Below are 15138 nucleotides of genomic sequence, written 5' to 3'. Positions count from 1 at the left end.
CGAGCCACCATGAGCAAGAAGACCGCCACCCGCATCGAAGAAGGCCAGCCGTTTCCGCATGGCGCCACCTGGACCGGGCGCGGCGTGAACTTCTCGCTGTTCTCGGCGAACGCCAGCAAAGTCGAACTGTGTCTGTTCGACAAAACCGGCCTGCGCGAAATCGAGCGCATCGAACTGCCCGAGTACACCGACGAAATCTTCCACGTCTTCCTGCCCGATCTCGAACCCGGCGCGATCTACGGCTATCGCGTGCATGGACCGTACGAGCCGGACGCCGGTCATCGCTTCAATCCGAACAAGCTCTTGCTCGACCCTTATGCGAAAGCGCACGTGGGCGAGCTCAAATGGCATCCGGCCGTATTCGGCTACACGCTCGACAGCCCCGACGCCGATCTGTCCTTCGACACGCGTGACAGCGCGCGCTACGTGCCGCGCTGCCGCGTGGTCGATCAAACCTTTAGCTGGCATCACCCGCTGCGCGAACGGGTGCCGCGCGAGCGCGCCGTGATCTACGAAACGCATGTACGCGGCTATACGATCCGCCATCCCGACGTGCCCGAAGGCGATCGCGGCACCTTCGCGGGCCTGGCGAATTCCAAGGTGCTCGACTATATTCGCGGCCTTGGCGTCACCTCGGTCGAACTGATGCCCGTGCATACCTTCGTCAACGATTCCTACCTGCTCGAACGCGGCCTGAAGAACTACTGGGGCTACAACACCATCGGCTTCTTCGCGCCCGATCCGCGTTATTCGGTGGGCGCGCACGGTTCCATCGACGAATTCAAGAACATGGTGGACCGGCTGCACCAGGCGAGCCTCGAAGTGATCCTCGACGTGGTCTACAACCACACGGCCGAAGGCAGCGAACTCGGGCCGACGCTGTCGTTTCGCGGCATCGACAATGCCTCGTACTACCGCCTCGTCGACGATAACCCGCGCTATCACATCAACGACACCGGCACCGGCAACACGCTCAATCTCTCGCATCCGCGCGTGCTGCAGATGGTCACGGACAGCCTGCGTTACTGGGTGGTGGAAATGGGCGTCGACGGTTTCCGCTTCGATCTGGCGACGATCCTCGGGCGCGAGCCGTATGGTTTCGACGAAGGCGGAGGATTTCTCGACAGTTGCCGCCAGGACCCGATTCTCTCCAGCGTGAAACTGATTGCCGAGCCTTGGGACTGCGGTCCCGGCGGCTATCAAGTGGGCGGCTTCCCGCCGGGCTGGGGCGAATGGAACGACCGCTTTCGCGACACCGTGCGCGGCTGGTGGAAAGGCGACGAAGGCCAGGCCGCCGATCTCGCCACGCGCCTGGCCGCCTCGGGCGACAAGTTCAACCGGCGCGGGCGCCGCCCGTGGTCGAGCGTGAACTTCGTCACCGCGCACGACGGCTTCACGCTGCATGATCTGGTGTCCTACAACGAGCGCCACAACGAAGCCAATGGCGAAGAAAACCGCGACGGCCATTCGGACAATCTCTCGTGGAATTGCGGCGCGGAAGGCCCGACCGAGGACGCCGAAATCCGCACGCTGCGCGAGCGCCAGAAACGCAATTTCCTCGCCACGCTGCTGCTTTCGCAAGGCACGCCGATGCTGCTGGCAGGCGACGAATTCGGCCGCACGCAGCGCGGCAATAACAACGCCTATTGCCAGGACAACGACATCAGTTGGGTCGACTGGGAGGGTATCGACGAAGACGGCCATGCGCTCGCCGATTTCGTGCGCAAGCTCACGACGCTGCGTCATGCGCTACCCGTGCTGCGCCGCAATCGCTTTCTGAGCGGCGAGCACAACGCCACGCTCGACGTCACCGATGTCGAATGGCTCTCGCCTGCAGGCGTACCGCTCACCGGCGATCAATGGGGCGATGCGCAGATGCGATGCTTCGGAATGCTTATCGATGGCAGATCGCAGACCAGCGGCATCATGCGCCTGGCCTCCGACGCCACCATGCTGATCGTGCTGAACGCCTATCACGACGTTGTGGAATTCACGCTGCCTTCGGTGCCGGGCAACGATCAATGGAGTTGCCTGATCGACACCAATATGCCGGTGCGCGACGAGTTGCCGGAGTTCGAAGCCGGCGATATCTACCAAGTGACTGGCCGCTCGCTGCTGCTGTTCGCACTGCATGCGCGCGGCGCAACGCAGCGCGTGTTCGAGCGGCTGGAGGAAAACCTCACGAGTTGAGCGGGTGCGGGCGTAATGACCGTGCCGCGAGCGCGGCACATGATTTGCTGAAGCATGCCGAACCCTCGACATGTCCCATCACGGAGTATTCATGACCCATCAGGCACCGGCCAGCACGCACGCTTCGCAAGCGGACTGTGCCAGTGAGCCGATCCACCTTCCCGGCAGCATCCAGCCACATGGGTTTCTGATCAGCCTCGACCATGACGGCCGCATCGCGCAACTCAGCGCCAATGCAGGCGCGCTCGCGGGCACCACGGCGCAAGCGCTGCTGGGCGCGCCGCTCGCGCAACTGATTGGCGAAAGCGCGGCGCAGGCCACGCTCGCTGCGCTCGTCGAGCCCGCTTCGGACGGCACGCCGCGTTTTATCGGCGCGATTGCCGATCCGCGCGATCTACGCACGCCTTCAGATGCGCCTGCCGATGCACACCCGCCGCTCGCCATCGTCGCGCATCGCTACGACGGCATCGCGATCGTCGAGCTTGAGCCCGCGCTCGGCACCGCTGATGTGTTTTCCTCGCTCTATCCGCTCGTGCGCACATTCCTGCGCGGCCTGCAGGAATGCGAGACAGTGGACGATCTCGCCCGGCTCGCCGCGAACGAAGTCAAGCGCATTACCGGCTTTGGCCGCACGCTCGTCTATAATTTCGATGACGACGGTAACGGCCACGTCATCGCGGAAGCGCTCGACACCGGCTACGCGTCGTATCTCGACCAGCATTTCCCCGCCGCCGATATTCCCGCGCAGGCACGCGCGCTCTACGTGCACAACCGCATCCGTCTGATCGCCGATGCCGGTTACGCCAGCGTGCCACTCGTGCCGCCGCTGCATCCGGCCACGGGCCGCCCGACCGATCTCACCTGGGCGTCGCTGCGCAGCGTCTCTCCCGTACACGTGCAGTACATGAAGAACATGGGCACGGGTTCGTCAATGTCGATGTCGATCGTCGTGCGCGGGCGGCTCTGGGGACTCATTTCGTGTCATCACGCGCATGCGCGCGTACCCGCTTTCGAGGTTCGCGCCGCCTGCGAGCACATCGCGCAGATGCTTTCGCTGCAGGTGGAAGCGCGCGAGGATCGCGCCCAGGCCGAATATCGGCTTGCGTTGCGCCATCGACTTTCGCGCCTGCTCGCGGCGATGGCCAATAGCGAGCACTTCGTCACGGCGCTCAGCGACGCGCCGCGCGATCTGCTTGGGCTCGCGAATGCGACGGGCGCGGCCATCGTGTTCGACGGACGCATCGTGACGGTGGGCACGACGCCGGACCAGGCGCAGATCGAAGCGATCCTCAGTTGGCTAGATAGTCAAGACAGCGAAATCTATGCCGCCGATCAATTCGCCGGCGACGCAGCCGTCGTGCCCTTCCATCGCGACGCGGCCGGCATGCTCGCGGTATCGATCTCGCGGCTCTTTCGCAATTACGTAATCTGGTTCCGGCCAGAAGTCGTGCGCGCGCTCAAATGGGCGGGCGACCCGCACGCGAAGCTGGCAACTCTCGCGAATTCGCTTTCGCCACGTGCGAGTTTCGAAGTCTGGACCGAGGAAGTGCGTGAACGCTCGCTGCCCTGGCACGTCGCCGAGCAGGAAATCGCGCTGGAATTTCGCGCCGCGCTGCTCGATATCGTACTGCGCCGCGCCGAAGAACTGGCGCAACTCGCGCTCGAACTGGGCCGCGCGAATCAGGAACTCGAAGGCTTTTCTTATACGGTTTCGCACGATCTACGCGCGCCGTTGCGCCATATCGTCGGTTTCGCCGATCTGCTGGCACAGAACGAAGGCGAGCGTATATCGGCGCGCGGCAAACATTTCATCGAGCGTATCGCCGATTCGGCGCGCTTCGGCGGCAAGCTCGTCGACGATCTGCTGGCGTTTTCGCAAATGGGCCGCGCGGCGCTCCACAAACAGCGCGTCGATCTGAACCGGCTCGTGAAGGAACTCGTCGCCGATCAACAGCGCGATCATCCGCAACGCACGATCGAATGGCGTATCGATACGCTGCATGCGCTCATCGTGGACCCGGTGCTGATGCACGTCGTACTGCGCAATCTGATCGACAACGCCGTGAAGTTCACCAGCAATCACGCCAACGCGGATGATCCCGCGATCATCGAAATCGGCTGTAGCGCGGGCGCGGACGATTCGCCGCTCGCCAATCACGACATCGTGTTCGTGCGCGACAACGGCGTGGGGTTCGACGCGCGTTACGTGGGCAAGCTGTTCGGCGTGTTCCAGCGCCTGCATCGTTTCGAGGACTTCGAAGGCACGGGCATCGGGCTTGCTAGCGTCAAACGGATCGTCGAACGGCACGGCGGAAGCACGTGGGCGGAGGGCAAGCTCGACGTGGGGACGACCGTTTCGTTTGCGATTCCGCGTTCGGCTGGCGCGGCGCCCGCGCAAAGCGGGCCAGAAACCGCAGCGGCGGCCGTCGCGCGGCTCGCCTACGTGACACCCGAGGCGCAGCCGTTCAGAAACGTGCGCAAACCGGAATAAGGCCACTCGCACCTTATTTGCAGGCTTTCAATTTGCAACAGGCATTCACGCGCCCAAGGCGCAGTAGAAGAAGGAAATCGTCGTGCTGAGACCCATTTTGCTGGTAGAAGACAATCCCAACGATATCGAGCTGACGCTGATCGCGCTCGAAAAAGCCAGGCTCGCCAATCCGGTCGTGGCGCTGCGCGACGGCGCGGAAGCGCTTGATTATCTGCGTCGCGAAGGCCAATGGGCCGAGCGCCCCGATGAAAACCCCGCCGTGATCCTGCTCGACAAGAAATTGCCGAAGGTAGACGGCCACGAAGTGCTCAAGATCGTGCGCGAGGACGACCGCCTCAGACGCGTGCCGATTGTCATGCTCACGTCGTCGCGCGAGGAAAAAGACCTGCTGCGCAGCTACGATCTGGGCGTGAACGCCTATGTCGTGAAGCCCGTGGAGTTCGACGAATTCATGGACGCCATCAATGATCTGGGCGTGTTCTGGGCCGTGCTCAACGAACCGCCGCCTTATAGCGGCTAATGCGGGTATGCGGCAAATGTAGCCGCTCGTTAAAGCTCGTTGTGCTTCTTCGCGCTGCCCTTCGCCTTCTCGACCGGATAGCGCGTTTCGTTCACGCGCACTTTATCGGCGGCTGCCTCCACGAGGTCGAAGCCTGCGGTCTGCGCCACGAGTAGGAGATAGATAAAGACATCGGCGCATTCCTGTTTGAGATGCGCGAGTCCTTTCGCGTCGGCGAGCATGGCGGCAATCTGTGTGTCGTCTTTCCACTGGATCGTTTCGAGCAGTTCGCCCGCCTCGATGCTGGTGGAGACGATGAGGTTGCGCAGCGTATGAAATTGCTGCCAGTCGCGCGCTTCGCGAAAGGCGAGCACCTGCTCGATGAGTCGATCGAGCGGCGTGTCGGGTTTGGCTTCGGTCATGACAACGGGTTCGCGGTGCAAAGTGCGGATTGTACCGCTGTGCCTGTGTCATTCCTCGGCGAAACCCTGCCCGGCTGCCTGCAATTTGAGCCGGTCTTCCGTCAAGGTGGACTGGTTGTGGAACCGGGCTGGCTCGAAAAAGGCGATGCCGTTGAGATAATCGTACTTGTTATGCAGGATGCGCGTGGGATAGCGTTCGGCGAATTGCTGGTCTTTCAGAAAGACTGCCACAAAATCATTCCACAAGCCGGTCTGCTGCAGGCTCGTATACGATTAGAGCAAAAGCGGTTGCATGCCATTGCGTTTCGCCCAGGTGACCAGCGCGTTACCGCTATCTGGATAGAAGCGCCAGCAGTCGACCGGCCAGCGATGAAAGTCCCCATTGGAAGGCACATTCAGATAAAACAGGCCCGTGGGTTTAAGAACGCGCATAATCTCCAGAAAGAGCATCCAGAACATTTCGGAGTGCTAGAAAAATAGAACTGGCGAGCACCACATCTGCACTGGCATCGTCAAACGGCAGCACATAAGGGTCTTGCAGCACCACATCGACGCCCCGCCCTTCCACGAAATCCACACCGGTATAGCTCACGCCTTGCGGGCAAACGCTGCGCGGCGAGCCGTTGACATCCTGGCTGCCGATTTCGATGATGCTGGCTTGCGTGTCAGGCGAAACAATATGCGGCGCGTAGCAATCAAAAAACTCGCGGGCGTTTTTCAGGGCGGTGAGGTGCATGGACATTCTCCGGTGCAAAGACGCATTGAGGTCACTCCACGGCTATTGTCACTCGCAAAAGCCTTTGCGATCTTCGTTACCGATTGATCTTCCGCAAAGATCGGCACATAGCATAACCAGATCGTGCGAAACGCCGGTCGCCTGCAGCCTCTGCACGAATTGCGCTTCATTCCATATCTGCCGGTAACGCATATACATCGCCTTGATGCGGTCGAATTTGCGGAGTTCGCAATCAACAATCAACCATCAGCAATTGCAGTACTTCACGCGAGGCATAGGTGCGTTGCTCGAGCGTATTGATCATGCCGATCATCGTGTCGTCATCGACGTGACGCCACATATTGAATGCAGCATGAAAACCGAACGTCGGCGTGCCAGGTCTTTCATGTTCATAAGCGAAGCGCGAAGCGATTTCCGCAGGCGCGAAGCGAATGCCGGAATCCGCTTCGAGTTGCGGCCGAAACTGCCGGCAAATGAATTCGTCTTCGCTCACGCCATAAGGCAACTGGATACGCTCATCGGCCAGTGCGTGCAGCAGCTTCGCCGAGCGCAGCGAAAAACCGCCATTGCCCACGGTCATGCGATCGCGATGAAACGGCCAGACTGCGCCGATATAGTCGTAATCGAAGAAAGCATCGCTCGTTTTGCAGGTCCACGGTCGCCATCCTGTTCTTTCGTGTTTGTCCTGTGCCGGCTTGAATGGCCAGCGAGACGTTTCCTGACGTCACTCTCCGGTCGTGGCAATCGCTGAAACTGACAATACGCGAAAATTATAGGCGTCGATCATCGAGACCGCGTTTCGGATGTCCGAGTCGCCTGAAAACCCTGGTAATCCTATGTGTTTTCAACAGGCGAGCGCCGTCAACCGAGGTGACGGCGGGCATCGAAACGGGAGGAAAAACGAAAAAAAGGCGCGACGCGCTCAGACCGTTTCGGCGCGCGATGCGGCGGGCGTGTCGACCGGCGCGGCCTCGGGCAGCAGCGCCTTCAGGCGGTCGAATGCGGCGCGTGCGCCCGCGCAGGCCTGATCGACTTCGCGCGGCGTGTGCACGTCGCGACGCATGGCGGCGACGAAGGCGTGCCAGCGCGGGCCGGGTGCGTTGCCATCGCCGCTCAGATAGTCGAGCGGATGCGGCGCAAAGGTGCCTGCGTAACGGCGCAGCAGCACGGCGCCGCCCAGTTGCGATCCTTCCACCACATAGCAGGCGCCCCAGCGCCACGCCGCGCTGGCTTCGAACGGCACGAGCGGGCGATCCGCAGCAGGCACGGCAACCGCGTCCGGCGTCGGCAGACTTTGCAAGGCGGGATGCGCGAGATCGCGCTCGATCAGCGCAAGGCGCGCAAGCGGCGGCAACAAGGTGGGATCTTGCGGGCCGTCGGCGAAGCGCCGAAACCAGGCCTCCAGCGGCGCGAGCCAGGCGTGTAAAACCCGCAGGTGTTGCCGGTAATCGGCCAGTGTCGGCGTTGCTGCGGCGAGCGGCATGGCCCGCTCCACGCTGTCGTGGCGGGACGCGGTCGCGAGGCGCAAAGCGCCGAGGACGTCGACGAACGAGGATTCGGCTGCGGATCGAATTGCGGTCACGGGTCGGGTCCGGGTAAGTAAACGCAAAGCGTAAAGAGTGGTTGGCCCTGTAGTGGCTCGCGCGGTCGCTGCTGCGCCACGCGAAGGCCCACACAATCGGGGCATTATCGCGTCACGCTCGCATTTACGCACGGGGAACATGTGAAATATGCGCCGGATCGCCGCTACAAAGGCATTGCGGGAAGTGGCAGCAGTTTTCGTGCCCGGGCATTGCACCGAGGCTTAGCAGCGAGAAAGCGCTACTTGAGAGGCGCGGGAGTCTATTGCGGCAGCAAGGCGGCGCGCGGCGCGGCGCGCGCCATCCGCCACGTATTGCGGCCCGCGCGCTTGGCCTCGTACATGGCGGCGTCGGCCAGACTGAGCGGCTCGTCTGGCCCCACGCCGGTTTCGTCCGTATCGTGCAGGAGCACGCCCACGCTGGCGCTCGCCTCGACCATCTGCCCGCCCGCCACGACAGGCCGCGCAAGCGTCTGACAAATCGCCTGGGCGATACGCTCCGCGCTCGCGGCTTCGGTCACGCCGCGGCTGAGCACCACGAACTCGTCGCCGCCTAGGCGGCTCACGAAATCGCCGGCACGCACCGTCGACGTGAGCCGGCTCGCCACTTCGCGCAACAACGCGTCGCCGGTATCGTGGCCGAAACGGTCATTGATGCCCTTGAATCCGTCGAGATCGATAAAGCACAGCACGAACGGACTCGCTTCGGCCAACGTCGCGCCCAGTTCTTCTTCCAGCGCCCGCCGGTTGGCAAGACCCGTGAGCGGGTCGATCAACGCATTCTCGCGCAGCCGCTGCTCGGTGCGACGCTGTTCGGTAACGTCGTGCGACATGACGTAAAAGCCTGTCACCTTGCCCTCGCGCTCGGCGGGAATATAGGTCGTGCACCAGACGCGATCTTCGTCCGCGCGATAACGCACCTCGTCGCAGGTCACACGCTCGCCCGCGAGTGCGCGCGTGAAGTACGGCTGCAAACGCTCGAATACCTCGGCGCGCAACGTATCGCGCACGCTCGCGCCGCGCAGCACCGACCCCGGCGTGGACAGCACACGCCTGAACGTTTCGTTGTTGAACCGATAGCGCAGATCGCGATCCACCACGGCGATCAGCACGGGCAGATTGTCGGTGATGGTTTGCAGCGCGTCGCGGCTTCGGCGCAATTCGGTCGTGCGTTCGCGCACGCGGTCTTCGAGTTCCGCGTGATAGTTGCGCAGCGCTTCCTCGCTGCGCTTGCGCGTGTCGATGTCCTGCACGGCGGCGATGAAATGCAGCGGCAAACCTGCCGCATCGCGCAGCAGCGTCACCGCAAGATTCACCCAGATCGCCGTGCCGTCCGGGCGCATATAGCGCTTTTCGGTGGTGTAGGTGCTCTGCTTGCCGGCCACCAGTTCCGCCGTGAGCGCCACATCCGAAGCGACATCGGCGGGATGCGTGACTTCGGCGAACGTGAGCGTGCGCAGCGTCGCTTCGTCGTAGCCGGTGATGTCGGAGAAGGTCTCGTTGACGTCCATGAAACGCCCATCGAGCGCGACCAGCGCGTTGCCGATCGGCGTTTCCTTGAAAACCGTCGTGAAGCGCGCCTCGCTGATCGCCAGCGAGCGGCGGTCGCGTTCGTGCGCCGTGCGCGAGCGGATCAACTGGCGGCGCACTTCGAGTTCGCGTTCGACCAGTTGCGCGTAATCGGCGAGCGCTTCGGCATCGCCGGGCTCGAAACTGCGTGCCTGCGTGTCGATCAGACAAAGCGTGCCGATGACCTGGCCGTCCGCGAGACGCAGCGGCGCGCCCGCGTAAAAGCGGATATAAGGCGCGCCCAGCACTAGCGGATTGTCGAGAAAACGCTCGTCGTCCAGCGCATCTTCCACCACCAGCATGCGTTTGCTGAGCACCGCATGCGCGCAGAACGACATGCTGCGCGGCGTTTCGCAAGCCGCGATGCCGTAGTGCGACTTGAACCACTGGCGATCCTCGTCGACCAGCGAAACCAGCACGACCGGCACGCCAAACGCCCGCGCGGCAAGACGCGTGATGCGGTCGAACGCTTCCTCGGGATCAGAATCGAGGATGTCGAGCCGTTGGAGCGCCCGCAGGCGCAGATCTTCGTCGAGCGGGAGCGGTGCGGTAATCATTAGGTGAGTCTCGCCTCGGCGGAAATGGCGCGCAGCGCAGCACGCGTGCGGGGTGAAAACACGAGGCGGCTTGCGCCTTGCTTGTGTTTACGGCAGCAATCCGGCAATTTTTACCCCAGGCATCGCCCCTAGCCGAAAACCCTCACCGCTCGCGCAAACGTTTGACGTGCGCACGCGTGCGAATCAGACCGGCGCGACCCGCACCGACTCGCGAGCGGCATCTGGGTTCGAAGCCTTGCTACGAGTGCATTTCTGCCTATTCGATGAGATCCAATTAATTCGGATATCGAATCATATGGCAAATATTGCCTGATCGATCCCCGCAAAAAAATCTTTCAGATGACTTCAGCAACGTGTTGCGCCGCCGTAAAGCAGACCACGGTTCATTAACGAAAGCATCATGAAATCACCGGAACAGGCAGTAAAAATGACTTTCCGTCACGCGTTTGCGAGTGCGGCTCGACTCGCGGGCAGTCAGCAAGGCGCCGCGAGCGCAGCACCGCGCGCCCGTCGCGCCGGCGTGCTGTGCGCGCGCCACGCAGGCGCGGCCACCAACTTTGCGACGCGGCGTCTGCTGGCACGCCATCGCACGCGCCGCGCCTAGCGCCGCGCACATTTGATTTGATTCACAGGGAGGCAAGAAAACATCATGTTCGTCGCAATCGGCTGGATCGTGGTCCTTGGATCGGTGATCGGTAGCTTTGTCGGTGTGGGCGGCCATCTGCCCGCACTCGTGCAACCGTTCGAACTTCTATGTATTTTCGGCGCGGCGCTGGGCGCGTTCGTGGTGAGCAATCCGCGCTCGACGCTGGGCAAGACGCTCAAGGCCATTCCCTCGTGTTTCAAGGGCGGCGGCTATACCAAGGCGCAATACCTGGAACTCATCGCGCTGCTCTATGAACTGCTTCAGAAGGCGCGCAAGGAAGGCATGATGGCGCTCGAAGCGGATATCGAAGCGCCCGACAGCAGCCCGATTTTCCAGAAGTACGCGCGCGTGCTGGCCGATCATCATCTGCTCGACTTTATCGTCGACTATCTGCGTATGATGTCGGGCGGCAACGTGAATCCGATGGAAATGCAGGACCTCATGGACGAGGAACTGGAAACGCACCACGCCGAAGTCTCGGTCGCGCCCAACGCGATCCAGAAGATGGCCGACGGCCTGCCCGCTTTCGGCATCGTCGCGGCGGTGATGGGCGTCGTGCACACCATGGGCTCGGTCGGTCAACCGCCCGCCGTGCTCGGCGAAATGATTGCGGGCGCGCTCGTGGGCACGTTCCTCGGCATTCTGCTCGCCTATGGCTTCGTGGGCCCGATCGCCGATCTGCTCAATGCCAAGGGGCGTGCGGCGTCCAAGCCGTATCAGTGCGTGAAGGCTGTGCTGCTGGCGTCGCTCGCAGGTTATGCGCCGCCGGTGGCGGTGGAGTTCGGCCGCAAGGTGCTGTTCACGGCGGATCGTCCGAGCTTCCAGGAGCTCGACGAAACGGTGCGCGCGACCAAGACGCCTAAGGCCGCGTAACCCGGCGCACTGTGTAACGGCAGCGCAGACAATTCAGGAGAACGACATGGCAGAACGACAGCGCGGCGCGCAGGACGGCCAGAGCAGCAAGGCGCCGGTCATCGTGCGCCGTGTGAAAAAGGCGGGTCACGAAGGTCATCACGGCGGCGCATGGAAGATCGCCTATGCCGACTTCGTGACGGCGATGATGGCGTTCTTCCTGCTCATGTGGCTGCTGGGTTCGACCTCGCAGTACGATCGCGACGGCATCGAAAAGTACTTCAACACGCCGCTTTCGAGCATGCTGGGCGGCAAACCGAATTCGGCGAATCCCAGCCCAAGCATCATCAACGGCGGCGGCCACGATCTGTCGAACAAACTGCCGGCCGTGGGCGGCGCGAATGCGCAACCGCAGGCTACGCGCGCGGTGCAGATGTCCATCGCGCCCAGCGAGGCGGCCGACAAGGCGCGGCTCGCGCAACTGAAAGCGCGGCTTTCCGCGCTGATCGAGCAAAAGCCCGCGCTGAGCGCATTCAAGGACCAGATCCGCGTGACCATCACCGACGAAGGTTTGCGCATCGAACTGGTCGACTCGCTCAAACGCCCGATGTTCGCAACCGGCAGCGCAAAGCTGGAAGACTACGCGTACACGATTCTCGTCGAGATCGGCAGTGCGTTGAACGACGTCGACAGCGGCGTTTCAATCGCGGGCCATACGGATTCGGTGCCCTATTCCGGCGGCCTCGCTGGCTACTCGAACTGGGAATTGTCGAGCGAACGCGCCAATGCCGCGCGGCGCGCGCTGGTGGCCGGCCATCTGCGCGAGGACCGGCTGCTGCAGGTGCGCGGGCTGGCCGATGTGCTGCCGCTCGATAAGGGCGAATCGGATAGCCCGTTGAACCGTCGCATCAGCATTCTGGTGATGAACCAGGCGGCCGAGCGCGCGTTCTTCGAGAACGCGGGGCATCTGACTGCCGGGGGCGCTGGCGCGGCCGCGCGTGTGCAAGCTGGCGTGGGAATTGGAGCGGCGACGGGTCCTAAAATCGGCGCGCTCAACAGTGTTGCAAACAACGCGAAACCGGGCACGACCTCGTAACGCGGGCGCAGGCTTTGCTCGGCAAGCATGCATCGACCGGCAGCGCGCCGGCTGAACATCGATTGACCATCAAGGGAGCGATGCCATGAATGCGAATACCCAGCAGGACAGCGAACAGAAGAGCCGCGACGATAGCGCACACGAAGAAGCGTTGCGTCATCCCAAGCCCGCGCAACATAACGACGACGAGCGCAGCAAGATGCCGGAACGTCACGACGAAGGGCGCAAGCAGTCGCCTGCGGACCGTCCGGGCAAGCAGCCGGGCGAAGGGGAAACGCCGGTAGGCTGAAGCGTTTCGAATTGCGCGTGCGGCACGCACATTGCGCTAGAGAAGGCACGGCGGCCGGGGCACGATAGCCCGGCCGAACTCAATGGAGTGCCTCACGCAAGGAGACGGACATGCCTACCTTTACTCCTAACCCCATGCCCACGGGAAACGGTGCGCGTATTGTCGGCAAGGGAAAGTCGACGGCTGCCGGGCCAGGGCCGGATGTCATGGCGGCCAGTACGCTCGATAGCGACAAGATTTTAAGTTCGGATGGCGAAGAGATCGGCAAGGTGAAGGACATCATGCTCGACGTGCAAAGCGGACGAATCGCTTATGTGGTGATGTCGGGCGGTGGCTTTCTGGGGATCGGAGATAAGCTTCTGGCGATTCCCTGGGGAGCGTTGACGCTCGATACCAGCCGGAAGTGCTTTTTGCTGAATGTGTCGGCGGAGAGGGTCAGGAGTGCGCCGGGCTTCGATAAGGATCAATGGCCAGCTATGGCGGACGCCAAGTGGGGCAGTACTGTGCACGCTTATTACGGTAGCGAGCCTTATTGGGAGGCGGTCGATCCGGTGGTGCCTCCGCGGGATGATGCCGGGATGCATTGATTTTTTGCGCGTGTTTTTTGGGTGTTTATGGCGGAGTTGGCATTTCCTTGTTTTCGCGTCACACACGGAAATGCCGACACCGCCCCAAAAAGAACCTCAGCAAGCGTCCAACGCCCAAGCCCCACCTTCCCGCCTGGCAGGCCCGCCAATCACTTTGACCACCTTCATCTGAGCAACAGCCGCATCGCCGACACTCCACCCACGCGCCTCGAGGCCGCTGACCCTCTGCCGAAAGGCAATCTGCAAAGCATCCGACTTCACCGATACCTCGCTCTGCCACCCATCCGGCACACACTCCGGCCGAATCCGCTCGAGCACGGAATGATCCTCAGCGAAAATCCGCAGATTCCGCGCTCGGAAGCGCCCATCAAAAACGGCCTGCTTCAGAAAAGTCCGCCCCATCATCCAGTAAGTGCGCGTACGCAGTGCATCAACCGGCACATGCGCTGAAGCGATAAAAATCCGCCACCCATTCCCAAGCGTCAATTCAAGCGTGGCACACGGCCCGCTCAAATGAAAACCGGTCTGCGTGACCACATCGACATGTTCGCCGGTGAGCCTACGCCGCAATAAGCCCTTGCGCACCGGCCGCTGCATGAGAATGCGCGCATGCGCGCCCCACTCGTCGGCGCCACTCACTTCGAAACTGTCGATTTCCGGCCGATCCGGCGCGCCAAAAGAAGTCCCATGCACAAACGGCGCATGCGCAAAATCGAGCCCGTTCTCCACGATGCGTTCCCAGTTTGCGCGCCAGTCAAACGTGCCATGCACAACACGCACGTCAGGATCGTCGGCCCAATCGAGCGCGGGCAACGGCGGCCGCTCGCCCTCCGGCAGATCGCCGATAAACGCCCACACCCAGCCATGCCGCTCGATCACCGGATAACCATCCACGCGCGCCTTCACCGGCACGCGCGCCTGCGGCTGCGCGGGAATATGCGTGCAAACGCCATCGCCGCCATAACGCCAACCGTGATACGGGCACTGCACCTCGCCGTTCACGCGCCGCCCCGCACTCAACGAAGCGCCGCGATGCACGCAGATATCGGACAGCAGACGCGCCGTGCCAGCCGCATCGCGATACGCGACAAAGCGATGCCCCAGCACCGTGACGGGCAACAGCGCGTCGCGCAAATCGGCCGATGCGGCCACGACGTACCAGAGATTCTTGAGCATGAAGTTCGTGCGGTAATGCGTGCATGGATAGCACGTAAAAACTCATAGGCGCGATGGCGCCCTACAAGCATGACGCGCCAGTCTAATACGCGCGCCAGCCGCACGACAGCTTCGCGCGCAGACAACCGCACGCGAAATCCCACGCCGAACCGCACTCGCACCGCAATGCTCCGCACCAGAAAAAAGCCTGCCGTCCCTCGCGGACACGGCAGGCGAAGAGCGAGACGGCGGGGGAGGCCATCTCGGGACCACTCGCGAGCGCGCGAGCGACGCGCGCATCGGCTGAATCCGGGGAAATCTGGGTAATCCGGGTAATGAAACGAAAGGAAATCATCGCCTAACGCGGCCTGCCGGCGAGTCGTTCAGCAGGCGCGTGCGATGCGACAAACCAAGCATAGCGGCTCGTTTTCGTCGTGCGACGTCGCTGTCCGAAAACGCGGCGATCTTGA

General features: G+C 62.5%; 14 protein-coding genes and 1 pseudogene. 8 read left to right on the top strand and 7 right to left on the bottom strand.

Features of this window, described 5'->3' with window-relative positions:
• Positions 1 to 9 precede the first annotated feature (9 nt).
• The 3 genes from glgX (at position 10) to U5A67_RS30330 (ending at position 5201) form a co-directional block, all read left to right on the top strand.
• The gene (gene glgX / locus U5A67_RS30340) at positions 10 to 2190 is read left to right on the top strand and encodes a glycogen debranching protein GlgX (RefSeq protein ID WP_321817219.1); all 2181 of its coding nucleotides are present in this window, start codon (positions 10 to 12) and stop codon (positions 2188 to 2190) included.
• Positions 2191 to 2281: 91 nt separating this feature from the next.
• Complete coding sequence (locus U5A67_RS30335; RefSeq protein WP_321817218.1) at positions 2282 to 4681, top strand: ATP-binding protein; 2400 nt, start codon at positions 2282 to 2284, stop codon at positions 4679 to 4681.
• Positions 4682 to 4763: 82 nt separating this feature from the next.
• Positions 4764 to 5201: a response regulator gene (locus U5A67_RS30330; protein WP_205987812.1), complete on the top strand. Its 438-nt coding sequence runs from the start codon at positions 4764 to 4766 to the stop codon at positions 5199 to 5201.
• Positions 5202 to 5230: 29 nt separating this feature from the next.
• Here the strand turns inward: U5A67_RS30330 and U5A67_RS30325 are convergent, their stop codons facing one another.
• The 6 genes and pseudogenes from U5A67_RS30325 to U5A67_RS30300 form a co-directional block, all read right to left on the bottom strand.
• A complete protein-coding gene (locus U5A67_RS30325; RefSeq protein WP_321817217.1) occupies positions 5231 to 5602 on the bottom strand; it encodes a nucleotide pyrophosphohydrolase in 372 nt (123 codons plus the stop codon).
• 48 nt (positions 5603 to 5650) lie between these two features.
• Positions 5651 to 5833 (bottom strand): hypothetical protein, encoded by a 183-nt coding sequence (locus tag U5A67_RS30320; RefSeq protein ID WP_321817216.1) that lies wholly within the window; start codon positions 5831 to 5833, stop codon positions 5651 to 5653.
• Between the two features lie 187 nt (positions 5834 to 6020).
• The gene (locus U5A67_RS30315; protein ID WP_321817215.1) at positions 6021 to 6338 is read right to left on the bottom strand and encodes a hypothetical protein; all 318 of its coding nucleotides are present in this window, start codon (positions 6336 to 6338) and stop codon (positions 6021 to 6023) included.
• Positions 6339 to 6570: 232 nt separating this feature from the next.
• A pseudogene (locus U5A67_RS30310) lies at positions 6571 to 6963 on the bottom strand (DUF5672 family protein); the annotation flags it as partial.
• A 297-nt stretch (positions 6964 to 7260) separates the two neighbouring features.
• Positions 7261 to 7920, bottom strand: a complete 660-nt coding sequence (locus U5A67_RS30305) for a biliverdin-producing heme oxygenase (protein WP_321817214.1) — start codon at positions 7918 to 7920, stop codon at positions 7261 to 7263.
• A 260-nt stretch (positions 7921 to 8180) separates the two neighbouring features.
• The gene (locus tag U5A67_RS30300; protein WP_321817213.1) at positions 8181 to 10043 is read right to left on the bottom strand and encodes a diguanylate cyclase domain-containing protein; all 1863 of its coding nucleotides are present in this window, start codon (positions 10041 to 10043) and stop codon (positions 8181 to 8183) included.
• A gap of 400 nt (positions 10044 to 10443) precedes the next feature.
• Between U5A67_RS30300 and U5A67_RS30295 the strand changes: the two genes are divergently transcribed.
• The 5 genes from U5A67_RS30295 (at position 10444) to U5A67_RS30275 (ending at position 13513) form a co-directional block, all read left to right on the top strand.
• Positions 10444 to 10647 carry a hypothetical protein gene (locus U5A67_RS30295; RefSeq protein ID WP_321817212.1) on the top strand — a complete coding sequence of 68 codons (204 nt, stop codon included), beginning with the start codon at positions 10444 to 10446 and terminating at the stop codon, positions 10645 to 10647.
• A 45-nt stretch (positions 10648 to 10692) separates the two neighbouring features.
• A complete protein-coding gene (gene motA, locus U5A67_RS30290) occupies positions 10693 to 11562 on the top strand; it encodes a flagellar motor stator protein MotA (RefSeq protein WP_205987819.1) in 870 nt (289 codons plus the stop codon).
• 46 nt (positions 11563 to 11608) lie between these two features.
• Positions 11609 to 12637, top strand: a complete 1029-nt coding sequence (gene motB / locus U5A67_RS30285) for a flagellar motor protein MotB (RefSeq protein ID WP_321817211.1) — start codon at positions 11609 to 11611, stop codon at positions 12635 to 12637.
• Positions 12638 to 12722: 85 nt separating this feature from the next.
• Complete coding sequence (locus U5A67_RS30280; protein WP_205987821.1) at positions 12723 to 12926, top strand: hypothetical protein; 204 nt, start codon at positions 12723 to 12725, stop codon at positions 12924 to 12926.
• Positions 12927 to 13036: 110 nt separating this feature from the next.
• Complete coding sequence (locus tag U5A67_RS30275; RefSeq protein WP_321817210.1) at positions 13037 to 13513, top strand: PRC-barrel domain-containing protein; 477 nt, start codon at positions 13037 to 13039, stop codon at positions 13511 to 13513.
• A 96-nt stretch (positions 13514 to 13609) separates the two neighbouring features.
• Here the strand turns inward: U5A67_RS30275 and U5A67_RS30270 are convergent, their stop codons facing one another.
• Positions 13610 to 14689 (bottom strand): aromatic ring-hydroxylating dioxygenase subunit alpha, encoded by a 1080-nt coding sequence (locus tag U5A67_RS30270; protein ID WP_321817209.1) that lies wholly within the window; start codon positions 14687 to 14689, stop codon positions 13610 to 13612.
• Between the last annotated feature and the right edge of the window lie 449 nt (positions 14690 to 15138).

Source organism: Paraburkholderia sp. J69-1, from assembly GCF_905220255.1.
Classification (GTDB): Bacteria; Pseudomonadota; Gammaproteobacteria; order Burkholderiales; family Burkholderiaceae; genus Paraburkholderia.
This window is presented reverse-complemented; position numbering and strand designations above follow the sequence as displayed.

Coding starts and splice junctions, on each gene's coding strand:
- glgX (WP_321817219.1), top strand. CDS start 10: ATGAGCAAGAAGACCGCCACCCGCATCGAAGAAGGCCAGCCGTTTCCG.
- U5A67_RS30295 (WP_321817212.1), top strand. CDS start 10,444: ATGAAATCACCGGAACAGGCAGTAAAAATGACTTTCCGTCACGCGTTT.
- U5A67_RS30335 (WP_321817218.1), top strand. CDS start 2,282: ATGACCCATCAGGCACCGGCCAGCACGCACGCTTCGCAAGCGGACTGT.
- U5A67_RS30300 (WP_321817213.1), bottom strand. CDS start 10,043: ATGATTACCGCACCGCTCCCGCTCGACGAAGATCTGCGCCTGCGGGCG.
- U5A67_RS30280 (WP_205987821.1), top strand. CDS start 12,723: ATGAATGCGAATACCCAGCAGGACAGCGAACAGAAGAGCCGCGACGAT.
- U5A67_RS30270 (WP_321817209.1), bottom strand. CDS start 14,689: ATGCTCAAGAATCTCTGGTACGTCGTGGCCGCATCGGCCGATTTGCGC.
- U5A67_RS30315 (WP_321817215.1), bottom strand. CDS start 6,338: ATGCACCTCACCGCCCTGAAAAACGCCCGCGAGTTTTTTGATTGCTAC.
- motA (WP_205987819.1), top strand. CDS start 10,693: ATGTTCGTCGCAATCGGCTGGATCGTGGTCCTTGGATCGGTGATCGGT.
- motB (WP_321817211.1), top strand. CDS start 11,609: ATGGCAGAACGACAGCGCGGCGCGCAGGACGGCCAGAGCAGCAAGGCG.
- U5A67_RS30325 (WP_321817217.1), bottom strand. CDS start 5,602: ATGACCGAAGCCAAACCCGACACGCCGCTCGATCGACTCATCGAGCAG.
- U5A67_RS30275 (WP_321817210.1), top strand. CDS start 13,037: ATGCCTACCTTTACTCCTAACCCCATGCCCACGGGAAACGGTGCGCGT.